This window comes from Gracilibacillus pellucidus (genome assembly GCF_033949965.1).
Classification (GTDB): domain Bacteria; phylum Bacillota; class Bacilli; order Bacillales; family Amphibacillaceae; genus Gracilibacillus; species Gracilibacillus pellucidus.
This window is the reverse complement of sequence record NZ_JAWZSR010000004.1, coordinates 274,632-288,275: the sequence shown is the minus strand read 5'-3', so window position 1 is coordinate 288,275 and position 13,644 is coordinate 274,632. Positions and strand designations below refer to the sequence as shown.

Genomic DNA, 13,644 nt, shown 5'->3' with positions numbered 1-13,644 from the left:
AAGTGTATTTTTATTATTAGTTTACATAATATATATTATAGGAAGTTAAGCATTAAATCAATCTCACCATCTCAAATATTAAGTATACTCTAGACAGTGAGATGAGATTTAAATTTATATATCTACTTGCTTTAGATTTTTTGTTGCCGGACCTTCAATAATTTTACCATCATAATTAAATCGTGAACCATGACATGGACAATCCCATGTTTTCTCCGCGTTATTCCAGTTACATTCACATCCTAAATGTGTACACGTTGTATCAACTGCATGAATTTTATGATCCTTATCTTTAAAAACGCCAACAATTTGTCCATCGACTTTCATTTTTGTTGCTGTTTCCGGTTCTAACTTGTTATTTTCATCTACATTTAATTTACCTGTAACAAACTCCTTGGTCACATTCGAATTATAACTAATAAATTTCTTTATATCTGGATCCGCGTGAAAACGTTGTGGCTTAAATAACTCTTTATATGGATTATCACGCTGCATGATCGAATCTGATAGTATATGTGCTGCTACGATACTATTCGTCATTCCCCATTTTCGGTATCCTGTTGCTACATACACATTGGGATGTTGCTTATTTATAGAACCGATATACGGCACTTTGTCTAATGTAGAAAAATCTTGTGCAGACCATTGATACTTCCAATCCTTTACGTGTAAATATTGCGAGCAGAAATTCTCTAAGTCATGATATGGTGTAGTATTTTCCTTATCATATTGCCCTGTTTTATGTGCTTCACCACCAACTAGCCAGATTGTTTCATTTTCGTGTTGCACAGTACGAATAGATCGCTTTGGTTGATCTATATCTAAATACATTCCACCAGGATACGGTTGATTCGTTGTTATGCCTAGAACGTACGATCTAGATGGATACATTCTAGTACTATAAAATGCTTGTCCTTCATAAAACGGAAATTGAGTGGCAACAATAACATGATCAGCTGAGATATCTAAGTTATGAGCAGTTCTTACGATTGTCTTATTACCATAATCAATATCTACTGCAGTTGTTTCTTCATATATTTTCACATTATTTTCTATTAATTTCTCCACTATTGTACGTAAGAACTCAACAGGATGAAATTGTGCTTGCTGAGCCATGCTCAATCCACATTTATGTGGTATTTCAAATGGTATACTGTTCTGCATTTCGCCTTTAATATTTAGTTGTTGATATGCTGTAGCTTCCTGTTCAAATTTTTGTTTGTTTTTATCGTCATTAGTATATAAAATAGCATCTTGTTGCTCTAATTGACAGGAGATTTGCAGTTTGTTTGTTAATTCCCGTACAAATTGAATAGCTTCTACCTGACTCTGATAGTACTTCTGAGCATTTTCTAAGCCAAAATGGCCAATTAACTCATTGTATATTAAAGCATGTTGTGCTGTTAGCTTTGCAGTCGTATGGCCTGTAGTATGATGAAATAGCCTATCTCTTTCCACTAATACTACTCGCATCCCTTCGTTGGATAACAGGTAAGCAGATAATATACCTGTTATACCTCCTCCAATAATAACTACATCACTCTCTAAATTATCTTGTATAGGACTAAAACTCTTCATTTCATCAGTTAACCAAATTGATTTAGACATCTAAAAATCCCTCTCTTTAGGAAATAAACTATCGTTAGTTTAACCAAAATGAAAGGGATTATGAACTATTTATTCATATCTTGAAAAGCTGGAAAATCAGCAACAGATTCTGCTGATTTAACACCATTTACAATCGCTTCTGCTACTACACTTGTGGCAAGTACTGCCACTATATTCGGGTCTATCTCCACTTTGCCACTTGCCATAGCAAAAAGTGTGTCACCATCCATAAATGTATGCGACGGGCTAGTTGTTTTAGCTAGCCCGTCATGAGCAATAGAAGCAATTTTATTAGCCTGTGCTTTAGTTAATTTAGCATTCGTTATAATCGTACCAATCGTCGTATTTCCAGCATAACCATCATCATCGAATTTTTGTTCTAATTGTGATAGCAATATATCTGAAGTATGTAATAATTGCTGTTTATTTCTATCATACACGCCTGCTATTTGCTTTCCTGTTGTAGGATCGATAATATCCCCTACCGCATTTACAGCTACGATAGCAGCTACTTGTAAAGGTCCTATTTGATAACCGGCATAACCAATTCCGGATTTCATACTAAACGCCTCACCTAGTACTTTGCCTACTGATGCGCCAGTTCCAGCTCCAACATTACCGAATGTAGGAACCGTTTGATAAGCATTTGCAGCAGCTTGGTAGCCCATCTTTTTGTCGGGACGAATAGCGCTATTGCCGATTCCAAGGTCATAGAGAATCGCCCCTGGTACAATCGGTACTTTAGCAGCCTTTGTGTCAAAACCAATTCCTTTTTCTTCAAGATATTGCATAACACCTCCGCCAACATCTAACCCGTAGGCACTTCCTCCTGATAAAAATATAGCGTGTGCTTTTGATACCGTATTTTCCGAAGCTAATAGATCCGTTTCTCTCGTACCTGGCGCACCACCTCGAACATCAACACCTGTAACTGCTCCTTCCTCTGCAATGACAACTGTACAGCCAGTAAGTGCATCTTTATTTTGTTGATGTCCAATTTTATAATCTTGTAAGTTTTGTATATGAAGCGATTTCATTGTTTTCTTCCTCTCTACTTTATTTACTATGTATAGCATGGTATGATTTGACTAAGAGGTGATCGTAATGAGACATGTTCAAGTTATTGTTGAAGGAACCGTACAAGGTGTTGGTTTTCGCTATTTCACACTGAGTACCGCAGTAGATCATCATATTACTGGTTGGGTGAAAAATCTTGATAATGGAACTGTAGAGATAGAAGCGCAGGGTGATCATAGCGAAATGGAACAATTTTTAGCTAAAATCAAAAGAGGCCCAACTATCTTTGCTAGAGTAAAGCAAATACATGTAACAGAAAAGGAGCCAACAAACCTTTATAAAGCATTTGATATTATTTATTAAAAACTTTTAATTACTCCAATTTATCACGGTGCATGAGTCCGTAAAAGCCCCACTTCATGGTTCGAGTTAAAACAAAGAAGCCAAGCGGGGGATAAACGGACGCTAACGATCTGATAAGTTTTGCTAACAATCAGTGGGAGTCCAAAACTCCTACTGATTGAAGTCTCACTTTATATGTGTAAAAAAACCGCTATAACAGGATAGCGGTTTTTTGTACCTTTTAGTTTTCTTGGAAGAATTTACGGTTTAATGCGATGTACTCATGTTCACCTTCAGGTACTTCATCTTCCATGAAGATAGCTTCAACTGGACATACAGCCTCACAAGCACCACAATCAATACAAATATCAGGATCGATATAGAACATATCTTTTCCTTCTTCTATACAATCTACAGGGCAAACTTCTACGCATTCGCCTGCTTTTTCTTGTTCACATGGTGACGTAATTACAAATGCCAAGATCGTCCCCTCCTTTTTACATTTAATTCTTATGTAATGCATACTACATATATTTTCACACACAAAATTCGAGCACAAATACCATTATAGCTTATTTTATAGAGTTTTCAAACAATATTATATATCATGTGGGGGATTTTCTTCCCAAATTCTTTCGACTCGCTCATCATCCTCGTTATGGCTAATTAAAAACATATCTGGGTTAGATAGTGATTTCCATTCATGAAAACCAAAATCCACATAAAACTTTTGTAGCATTAAGGCAAGCAAGTTTCCATGTGTGACAATAATAATATTTTCATTCATCTCATCTTCCATACACTCATCAAGTACTTCTTCCGCTCGTTTATAAGCTTCATTTGATGATTCTCCACCTGGTAATTTAAAGTGTAAATTCAGAAAAGACTCCTCTAAAATATCCATCCAGTCATCTATTGGTTCCTCGCTAAGCAATCGTTCCTTTAATCTCTCATCTACTTCCACAGCAATTTGATGACTAATAGCAAATGGCTTAATAGTTTCCTGCGCTCGCAAATACGGACTTGTAATAATGCGATCAATCGGAAAACTAAGCGCTTCTATTTTGCTAATTAAATCATGTGCTTGTTGTAATCCTTGTCTTGATAGTGGAGAATCACGATGTTGTCCTGTAGCATGACAATGACGGATTAAAAGAATTCTTTTCATATTATCAGCTCCTATGGAGAATCTTTGAAAAGCATCGTATAGTTAAGATGGACTATTAATTATATTTTCCCAAAAGTAAGCTATATTAAACATTATTAAACAACTTCGAAGTAATCCTTTTTAAATCCGCCAATTCTGTTCGTATTATCGATAACGAAATAGAATTCTTCTGTTTCATTTTTTACTTCGTACGTTTTTCCTTCTGTAAGTACAGAATCTACCTTATATTTTTTGGCATTCGTATGAACGCATTTTATTCTTTTTGTCGTTTCATTGTTTTCCCAATTATGATGAATCATATCTATTCCCTCCTTCCCTTCTATCATAAACATATATGGACAGATATACAAGCAAATTCCACACTGTTTACATAATAAAATTATTGTCTATTTAATTTTGCTGATATCTTTCTAATAAGCATTGGCAAAACTAACATAATAAATAACAGTCTTATTAACTGCAAGGATCCTACTATAGCTGGATCAGCGCCTACTTCTCCTGCAGTAATAGCCATCTCTACTAAACCACCTGGTGCAAGGCTTAACATCGCTGTTGCAAAATTAAGCTCTGTCACTTTAGCAAAGAAAAAGCCTAGTATAGTAGAAAGTAAAATGATAACACAGGTGAATAATAGATAAATCCACGCATATTTACCGGCTTTTTTGATATCTGCTACAGTAATCGATAATCCGAGATGTATACCAATCGATAGCTGCGCCGCGTGGTATACACTAACTGGTACATCACTTACTTGTATCGATAATAACTTTAGTGTTGCTATTACTAGCATAGGAATTAATACGTATGGAGCTGGGATCCTATTTTTCAATAAATAAGCTACTCCGAATAACATGATGTATAACAGAACCGTCCAACCATTCATACCAATGACATTTTCATTTAGTGTGACTTGTCCTTCTGTATGTATGAATAATAAAGAAGCTAACAATGGTACTACAAATAAAACAGCCATCAATCTGATCGTATGAAAAATAGCAACTAAACCAGTATTAGCTTTCAATGAGTCACTCATGGGTACCATAACCGATAAACCACCAGGTATACTTCCTAACACGCCTGTTGCTTTATCCATATTAGCTGCTTTTGCTAGCCACTCTCCGCTTTTGATACAAACGAATATAAGAAGTACAGTAATGATCAAAAAGGGAAGAAAGTACGGCAATACTTTATCTATAGTACTGGAAGTAAAGGTTGTCCCGATTTGTGCACCAGTTATGAAAAAACTAATATGTAAAATCGTTTTATTTTGTTCTAACCTTTGTTTTATAAACCAGTTTAACAAAAAGACAGCTACCAATGGACCTAATATCCATGGTAGCGGAATATTTACTAATAGAAAGAATCCAACCATTAATAAGGATGTAGTGTACATTAATAAAAGATAACTAGCCTGCTTCATCATAAATGCACTTCCTCTATTATATCTCTTTTTTTTAACATGCTATTATTCAAAAAGCACTAAATATTGTTCCAATCCTTCTTCTTTTAATTTATCTTTCGGAATAAATCTCATCGCAGCCGAATTAATACAGTATCTCATACCACCTTGCTCAAGTGGTCCATCATCAAATACGTGACCTAGGTGTGAATCTGCCTCTTCACTTCTTACCTCAATTCTTCGCATTCCGTGTGACGTATCTAATTGCTCTTGTATAGAGTTTCTATTTAACGGTTCAGTAAAGCTTGGCCAACCACAACCAGCATCATATTGATCGGTGGTAGAAAACAATGGTTCTCCACTAACAATATCAACGTATATACCTTCTTTATTATTATTCCAATACTCATTATCAAAAGGTCGCTCTGTTCCATTCTCTTGAGTCACATGGTATTGTATCGGTGTAAGCTTCTCTCTTAGTTCTTCTTTTTGATATTTTTTGCCCCAGTTCATTTTAATAAAGTCAGCCCTTCCTGAACCTTTCTTATACATACGATAGTGAAAGCTTTGTTTTTTATAATAGTCTTGGTGATTTTCTTCAGCAGGATAAAAAGGTTTAGCTGGAAGTATATCAGTTACAATCGGATCTTTGAATTTTCCGCTATCTGCTAATGCTTGCTTAGATTGCTCCGCTAAGTGCTTCTGTTCTTCGTTTGTATAGTAAATAGCAGTTTTGTATGACTCGCCACGGTCATGGAATTGACCTCCAGCATCTGTTGGATCAATTTGCTGCCAATAAAGCTCTAATAGTTTTTTATAAGGAAAAACATCTGGATTATAAGTGATTTCAACCGCTTCACGGTGTCCTGTTGTATTTGTACATACTTCCTCATATGTTGGATTAGGCTTGTCTCCTCCTGTATAACCAGAAACTATTTTCTCTATACCTGGTTGTTCATCAAATGGCTCCACCATACACCAGAAACAGCCACCTGCAAATATCGCTTTTTCGATAGGGTTTGTCATCGATAAGCCTCCTTACTAAACTTGATTACTTTTATTTTGCTCTTAGTATGGAAAAAATGCAAGTGGTCTGTTTTCTAATAGAGTAAGCAGATACGCAACAAGCAAGCGTAACTCTCACTAATCATTACATTTAAATAAACAATTTGGGCATAGATTGACTCGGCCGTTCTTCACTAGAAATGGATTCAATCGAGTCTTCTTCACTTAATTGCATCTCACTGGATACTTCTTGTTCTATTTCCTCTTCCTCTTCATCTTCCTCATTAATTTCATTTAGTGCTTTCACCATACTTATTAATTTTGGTGCATTCTTAATCATTGGACCGTATTCTTTTATTAAAGGTGTAGCTTGTTGTGCAACTTTTAACACTTGTTGGACATTGTTTAACGTGCTAGTTAGGTTAACTCCACCAGTTGTTGCTGCATTACTTGCTTGTGATAAAGGTGCTGTTGCAGACTGCGATGGCAAAAAACGTTGTATAATACCTCTTAATCCAGTTTGATTTGGCATTTGATTTGGCATAGGTCCTTGCGTAAAAAAGTTCCCTTGTGTGGGAGTTTGTGGCGGAAGCATCGGTGGGCGACTTGGCTGACCAAACATATAGGCACTCTCCTTTTTAAATACATACTAAGATACTATATGTTCGTTTGACCTGAATCGTATAGGCAGAATCGTATTGCTTAGATATAGTTAGGAAATAACACGGAATCAACCGTATTATTTCCTGGGCAAGCGCACGTTTTGACAGTATGTTTTTCGTTTGCTTGTTATATTTTGTTTAGTTTTCTGTTATTTTATCCGATCTTGAATTTTGCAGTAGAACCATTCGGTGAAGATTCTACAACTAACTTGGCTTTTATCTCGTCTTTTAATTGAGCTACGTGGGAAATTACACCGATAATGCGATGATCTTGTTGTAAGTCCTTCAAACATTTTATAGCTTGCTCTAACGATACATCATCTAGCGTACCGAACCCTTCATCGATAAATAATGTATCTAGCTGTACACCTCCGGCATGTGCTTGAACAATATCAGACATACCTAATGCAAGGCTTAAAGCCGCTTTAAATCCTTCACCACCAGATAATGTTTTTACAGATCGTTTCTTTCCTGTGTAATGATCTAATACTTCGAGATCTAATCCACTCTGTGCTCCTCGTTTTGCCAATTCCTCACTTCGAATTAATTGATATCTATGATCAGACATTTGGCCGAGACGTATATTAGCTTGCAAAAGTATTTCATCTAAAAATGTAGATAAGACAAACCGCTCAAAAGATAATCTCGCAGTATTATCCCCTCTTGCTAAATTAGCCAATTCTCCGATATGGTAATAATCATCATTAATTTTATTCATTTGTTCTTCTAACTCATTTGTTTTGCGTATTGTCGTCACAAGCTGTTCAATTTGGAATGTAATAGCTTGAATAATTTTATTTTTTTCTTCTTTTTGTTTTTCCACATCATCGATTGTTTGTTGTAATGTTGTTAAGTCTGGCTTTTCTTTTCCTTCTATCCATTCTTTTAATTGACTTAAACGATTTTGTACAACATGTTTCTCCTCTGCATGATGTGTTAAAACACTTTCTAATTCTCGTTGTCTATCAAGTGGTAATAACGCGTTTTTATAATCCGATAATGAAGCAAATTGATAATTGTCTAATGCTTGTTTCATTTCTGCTTCTTGTTCGGCATATTTTTGCTGCAATTGTTCGGTAAATTGTTTAGCCTCTTGATAGATTGTAACAGCTCTATTTCTTTCTGCCATGGTTTTCTCATAACTTGTTTGTAGCTGTTTCCACTGTTCTAATATATGGTTTAATTGTGTTTCTAACTGTGCGAGTTTTTGTTTAAATAATTCTGGAGTTTCTGCATCCTCAGGTAACTGTCCTGCTAGTTGTTCGTGTTTAGCTTGTAATTGATGATACTGTTCTTTTACGTTTTGATATACTTCTTGCACTTGTTTTAATTGTTCTTTTAAGCTTTCATAGGCTTTAAGCGTTTGTTCTATTTGTTTTGACTGCTCTTTCAGAACTTGAAGCTCTTTATGATACGTATGAACCGATTGCTCGTTTCGTTCTCTTTCTTCTTTCAAATTCATTTCTTGTTGCTGCAAGTCCTTACGGGTTAATTGCTGTTCGTTTATAGCTAACGAATGAGCTAAATGGGTAACGATTTGTTTTTTGCCTTCGCCTTGCTCTTTAATCTGCAAAAGTTTCATTTGCATCTCTTTGCTTTCGTCTTGTAAGGCTGTTAATATATTTGTCTCTTTTTCGATCTTATCATCTGACACGAGGCCGTCTTCCGTCGTATTTGGATTTGGATGGTGAACGGATCCACAAACAGGACATGGATCGCCATCCATTAACGAGCCTGCTAATTGACTGGCATAATGTCTTTTTCTTTCCTTCTCTAATTGCTCACACTTGTTTTGTTGTTCTTTTACTTTTCTTTCTAATTTTTTTACTACGCTTTTATATTGTTGATAATCCTTCCTCAATACAAGGAGTTCATTGAATGCCCCGTTTAAATCCTTCATATCTTTTGCGTTTCGTTGTAATTTATCTTGTTCTACTTGTTTTTGCTGTAAAAGGGTAGTTGATTCATAGATTTTATCCTTCAGTTTGTAATAAGCTTCTTTCTGTTCTTCAGCCTGATTAATACTTTTCAATAATGTAGCTTCTTCATTTTCTTTTTCCTTTAGTTTGGCATGAAGTTGATTACGCTGTTTGGTAACTGTTTCATATTCATCGATTTTCTCTAGTAATTGTTGCTGTTCTTTCCATTTTAACTGTAATGCATTCCGCTCCGCTTCTTTCTGTGCTTCTTCTTCGTATTGTGCACGTACTCTTTGATAATCCGCCTCTTTTTGCTCTTGAGCAATACGCAACTTATCTAGTTTGGATTTTTCCGTTTCCCATTCTTGCTTTCTTGTTTGCATTAATTGTTCGATTGGTTTTATTTTTTCAGCTGTTTTACTAAGTTCAAGTTGGGTTTGTATTTGTCCGATTTCTTGTTCTTTTTTATCCAGCTCTATCTGTTTACTTGTTAATTGTTCGTATTCCTCAAATTGCTCACATAATTTCTTTTGTTCATAATATTGTTCTTGTAGTTTGGTTAGTTCAATGTTAACTTGCTCTAATGCTTGTTTCTCTTTCTCTTTTTCTGCTTCTAATGCTACATAACGATCATCTAACTGCTCTTTTATTTTTGTTTCTGCTTCTCTATCAAACGATCCTTCAGGAAGTTTATTCAATTCTTCTTCATATCGCCACTTCACTTTATTTATGTCTTCTTCTAATACTTTCGCTTCTTCTTTTAATTTATCGGTCATATTTTTATAGAAGTAGGTGCGAAAGATTTTTTGTAAAACTTCTTCCCGTTCTTTACTGTTTTCTGAGATTAACTTTCGAAATTCACCTTGAGGTATCATAATCATCTTTTTAAATTGTTCATAGTCTAAACCAATCATTTCTTCTATTGTTTCATTCACTTCTTTAATTTTAGATACGATCAGTTCTTTCTTACCCTCATCCTTGATCAGATAAAAACTAGCACTTGCTGCTTCTTCTGTATACCCCTCTCCACGAGCTTTTGGTTTTTGCTGTTTTGGACTACGAACTACTTGGTATTCTTTATGATGAAGTGTAAATGTAAACGAAACAGTGGTTTGTTCAGAGGCATTAGCAAAATGACTTCGAAAACCGTCCTGATCTCGATCATTACCACTTGCTCTGCCATATAGGCTATAACAAATCGCATCAAATATCGTTGTTTTTCCAGCACCTGTAGGGCCTGTCACTAGAAAGATCGGCTCACTTCCTAATTTCGTAAAATCGATTAGCTGTTTTTCTCGATATGGTCCAAATGCAGTTAATTCAAGTTTTAAAGCTCGCATCTTATTTTTCCCTCTCTTCTTTCAGTACTTTTTGAATAACATCCTTTACATATTTTTCTCGTTCTTTTGGTAATTCTGTTCCTTTTATTTGTTGATAGAAAGAAGCGAACAATTGCTCGTGTGTCATTTCTTGTTTTTCTTTAACAGCGTTAATTTCCTTTAATGATTGGTGAACAAAATGATGTTTCCGTTCTAATCTTAGGATATTCGGAAATAATTTACGAAGCTTTGTTACAGGATCCATAATTTGTCCATCATCTAATAAGCTGATTTGTAGATAGTCATCTGTTGGTTCTGCTATTTTTCCTTCTAATAAATCAGTGAAATATCCTTCAATAATTCGTAAATCACGTGCCGCTTGTAAAGGAATAGTTCGGATAGTTTTATCACTTTCTGTTATGTCTAGGATGGTAACAGATTTCTTATGATTTGCTTCTGAAAAGGAGTATTTCATAATGGAGCCACTATATCTAATGTAGTCGCTAGTTATTTTCTGAGGTTGATGTAGGTGTCCTAAGGCAACATAATCAAATGATTCGAACAAGGATGCATCAATATATGGAGTACCGCCGATCATTGTCAGTCTTTCTTCCGATTCAGATTCCATTCCACCCGCAATAAAAGCATGTCCAACTAATATATGTTTGGCGCTTTTATCCATATTAACTTCGATTTCTTTCACGATACGATCCATAGCATCTTGATGAGTTTTTATTTCCGTGTCACCAAAGTAATTGCTCACTTCTTCAGGTTCCATATAAGGTACTAGATGGAAGTATACATCTGCATCTCCATCATTAAAATGAATAGGCTCAAACACTTCTTCTATTGTTGTTGCTAAGTACAGTTGTCTTGATCGAAATAAGCTCGCTCCAAATCCTAGTCTATCTGCACTATCATGATTACCAGAAATCGCGACAATAGGAATATTCATCTCTACTGAAACAGTTGTGAAAAAGGAATTCAGCACCTCTACGGCTTCTCTAGGTGGTACCGCTCTGTCATACAAATCACCCGCTATAATAATAACATCTGGTTGCTCCTCTTTAATCTTGTCAATCAAATGGTCTAATATCACTCGTTGATCTTCCGTCATGTGTAACCCATGAACAATCTTGCCTAAATGCCAATCTGCTGTATGTAATATTTTCATGTTAATCTCCACCCTTTCTATTTTCCTTATATTCATTATACACGAACAAACGATCGAAGTCTATTGAAACAGAACGTATATTCGTGTATAATCATGATGAGGTGATTCAGTTGATCCATGATCGAGGTAAACGAAAATGGTCTTCGTTAATGTTGCCAGAACATGTGGAAATGCTACAGCAATTTTATACGAACGATACCAAAAAACAAAAGCCCATTTTAAGCGAAGATGATATAAATGATCTGGAACAAACTTTACAACAAGCTGTAATAACGAAACAACAAGTAGTCATTACTTATTATAAAAATGACACATTATATGAAAGTATCGGTACTATTCATGCATTACTGCCATTAGAAAAAAAGATAGCAATTAGGCAAGATTCTATAACGCTTCAGCTTTACTTTCAGGACGTGACAGCAATTGAAATAATCAGTGATTCAGTGATTAGGAAAAGCCATGAGTAAATCATACACTCATGGCTTTGCTTCTTCCTTATATTCTTCCCATACTTCATCATATGTCGCAATAGCCTCCGGAAATGGAGCATGCCATTCCAAATAGCTACTAATTTCATAATAATCATGAGAATGCTTAGGAAAGTCATGGTCATAAAACATCCAATCCGCTAACTTTCGGGCATGATCGATTTGCTTATTTCCTCGATAACGCATCATAAATTGATAAAAAGACTTCATATCTATGCTCAAATCCTTTGTATTAGGTTTCCATAAAGTTTTCATGTTTTGCCTGTTTCTTACGATAAACAGTCCGTGATAAAACAATACTGATTTCATATAAAATAATTAACGGTATCGCTACAACGATTTGCAAAATAAAATCAGGTGGTGAGATCATCGTACCGATTATTACTAATATAAAATAACCATATTTTCTTGTTTTACTTAAAAATTGAGGGGTAACAATCCCTAAACTAGTTAAGAACATGGTAATAACGGGCACCTCAAAAAATATCGCAAATGGGAATGTAACACGGAATATAAAGCGGAAATAGTTTTCTACCGTAAACATCGTGTCAAATATGCCATCATTCAATGATAAAACGAACGGTAAAATTAATTGAATAAAGATAAAATACCCGAATGCTAAACCAGATAAAAACAACATAAAAATAACTGGTATGTATATTAACGATACCCGTTGTTCTTTTTTAGTTAGACCAGGACGAACGAATAACCATAATTGTATACACAAGAAAGGTAAAGTTGCCGCAAAGGCAACAACAAACGCAATCATAAAAATAATCCAGATAATTTCCTCTGGAGAAATTAAATTTAATGTCAGATCGATGTCGCGAAGAAAGAAATTTCTAATCTCTTCTACAAAATAAAGACCTGCAGCAAAAAACAACACAAATACTAGTACAGTCCACAATAAACGCTTGCGTAATTCTGCAAAATGATCCAGAAAAGCCATTTCTTTCTCATTTGGTAACGATTTATCTTGCTCCATATTTAACGCCCCTTCATCCCTATAGCTGATGCAAGAAAAAAGGTTGGAACACAAAAGTATGGAAAAAATAATTGGATCACAACAGATGTTGTGAATATTACCCAAATGTTCATTCTTCCATCTCATTTTGGTCCAGCCTTTGTACGTTTCTTTCTTATTTATCAGATTTGTCCTTATCCTCGTCCATTATGTCATTAGTAGCTTTCTTAAATTCGCGCAAAGAACTACCAATCGCTTTACCGATCTCTGGCAATTTAGAAGGGCCAAAAATAACTAATGCAATAATTAAAATGAGAATTAGGCCTGGAAACCCGATATTAGAAAACATGACATTCACCTCACTCAGTCTATTGAGCCAACTTTACATTTTATTTATCTTCTTTAACCTTGTCTTCATCTGTTAAGTCACGTGTCGATTTCTTGAACTCACGTAATGTTTGTCCTGCAGCTTTACCGATCTCCGGTAATTTCTTTGGACCAAAAATGACTAGTGCAATAATTAAGATTAAAATTAAGCCAGGAAAACCAATAGCTGATGGCATAGTTGAACTCCCCTTT

The 13,644-nt window shown here is 35.2% G+C and carries 16 protein-coding genes; 2 read left to right on the top strand and 14 right to left on the bottom strand.

Annotated features, from left to right (window positions below):
- Positions 1-114 precede the first annotated feature (114 nt).
- Both SH601_RS09325 and SH601_RS09320 read right to left on the bottom strand, forming a co-directional pair.
- Positions 115-1,608 carry an FAD-dependent oxidoreductase gene (locus SH601_RS09325; protein ID WP_319958018.1) on the bottom strand — a complete coding sequence of 498 codons (1,494 nt, stop codon included), beginning with the start codon at positions 1,606-1,608 and terminating at the stop codon, positions 115-117.
- 65 nt (positions 1,609-1,673) lie between these two features.
- A complete protein-coding gene (locus tag SH601_RS09320) occupies positions 1,674-2,645 on the bottom strand; it encodes a P1 family peptidase (protein WP_319958017.1) in 972 nt (323 codons plus the stop codon).
- A gap of 67 nt (positions 2,646-2,712) precedes the next feature.
- Between SH601_RS09320 and SH601_RS09315 the strand changes: the two genes are divergently transcribed.
- Positions 2,713-2,988: an acylphosphatase gene (locus SH601_RS09315; protein ID WP_319958016.1), complete on the top strand. Its 276-nt coding sequence runs from the start codon at positions 2,713-2,715 to the stop codon at positions 2,986-2,988.
- Between the two features lie 220 nt (positions 2,989-3,208).
- Here SH601_RS09315 and SH601_RS09310 read toward each other — a convergent pair whose 3' ends face one another.
- The 8 genes from SH601_RS09310 to SH601_RS09275 form a co-directional block, all read right to left on the bottom strand.
- Complete coding sequence (locus SH601_RS09310; protein ID WP_319958015.1) at positions 3,209-3,448, bottom strand: ferredoxin family protein; 240 nt, start codon at positions 3,446-3,448, stop codon at positions 3,209-3,211.
- Between the two features lie 117 nt (positions 3,449-3,565).
- Positions 3,566-4,135, bottom strand: coding sequence for a histidine phosphatase family protein (locus SH601_RS09305; RefSeq protein ID WP_319958014.1), 570 nt, complete (start codon positions 4,133-4,135; stop codon positions 3,566-3,568).
- A 95-nt stretch (positions 4,136-4,230) separates the two neighbouring features.
- Positions 4,231-4,434 (bottom strand): DUF6501 family protein, encoded by a 204-nt coding sequence (locus SH601_RS09300; RefSeq protein ID WP_319958013.1) that lies wholly within the window; start codon positions 4,432-4,434, stop codon positions 4,231-4,233.
- Positions 4,435-4,514: 80 nt separating this feature from the next.
- The gene (locus tag SH601_RS09295; protein WP_319958012.1) at positions 4,515-5,558 is read right to left on the bottom strand and encodes an AbrB family transcriptional regulator; all 1,044 of its coding nucleotides are present in this window, start codon (positions 5,556-5,558) and stop codon (positions 4,515-4,517) included.
- A gap of 42 nt (positions 5,559-5,600) precedes the next feature.
- On the bottom strand, positions 5,601-6,560 hold the full coding sequence (gene msrA, locus SH601_RS09290) for a peptide-methionine (S)-S-oxide reductase MsrA (RefSeq protein WP_319958011.1): 960 nt from the start codon (positions 6,558-6,560) through the stop codon (positions 5,601-5,603).
- Positions 6,561-6,690: 130 nt separating this feature from the next.
- Complete coding sequence (vrrA, locus tag SH601_RS09285; protein WP_319958010.1) at positions 6,691-7,161, bottom strand: VrrA/YqfQ family protein; 471 nt, start codon at positions 7,159-7,161, stop codon at positions 6,691-6,693.
- Positions 7,162-7,355: 194 nt separating this feature from the next.
- Positions 7,356-10,460 carry an AAA family ATPase gene (locus SH601_RS09280; protein WP_319958009.1) on the bottom strand — a complete coding sequence of 1,035 codons (3,105 nt, stop codon included), beginning with the start codon at positions 10,458-10,460 and terminating at the stop codon, positions 7,356-7,358.
- Between the two features lies 1 nt (position 10,461).
- Complete coding sequence (locus SH601_RS09275; protein ID WP_319958008.1) at positions 10,462-11,613, bottom strand: exonuclease SbcCD subunit D; 1,152 nt, start codon at positions 11,611-11,613, stop codon at positions 10,462-10,464.
- A 110-nt stretch (positions 11,614-11,723) separates the two neighbouring features.
- On the opposite strand from SH601_RS09275, the gene SH601_RS09270 reads away from it, so the two are divergent.
- A complete protein-coding gene (locus SH601_RS09270; RefSeq protein ID WP_319958007.1) occupies positions 11,724-12,080 on the top strand; it encodes a YolD-like family protein in 357 nt (118 codons plus the stop codon).
- A gap of 9 nt (positions 12,081-12,089) precedes the next feature.
- Here the strand turns inward: SH601_RS09270 and SH601_RS09265 are convergent, their stop codons facing one another.
- From SH601_RS09265 to tatA, 4 genes are all read right to left on the bottom strand, one after another.
- Positions 12,090-12,311 (bottom strand): YozE family protein, encoded by a 222-nt coding sequence (locus tag SH601_RS09265; protein WP_319958006.1) that lies wholly within the window; start codon positions 12,309-12,311, stop codon positions 12,090-12,092.
- A 22-nt stretch (positions 12,312-12,333) separates the two neighbouring features.
- On the bottom strand, positions 12,334-13,086 hold the full coding sequence (tatC, locus tag SH601_RS09260) for a twin-arginine translocase subunit TatC (protein WP_319958005.1): 753 nt from the start codon (positions 13,084-13,086) through the stop codon (positions 12,334-12,336).
- A gap of 154 nt (positions 13,087-13,240) precedes the next feature.
- Positions 13,241-13,414: a twin-arginine translocase TatA/TatE family subunit gene (locus SH601_RS09255; protein ID WP_319958004.1), complete on the bottom strand. Its 174-nt coding sequence runs from the start codon at positions 13,412-13,414 to the stop codon at positions 13,241-13,243.
- A 40-nt stretch (positions 13,415-13,454) separates the two neighbouring features.
- Complete coding sequence (gene tatA, locus SH601_RS09250) at positions 13,455-13,628, bottom strand: twin-arginine translocase TatA/TatE family subunit (RefSeq protein ID WP_319958003.1); 174 nt, start codon at positions 13,626-13,628, stop codon at positions 13,455-13,457.
- Positions 13,629-13,644 lie beyond the last annotated feature (16 nt).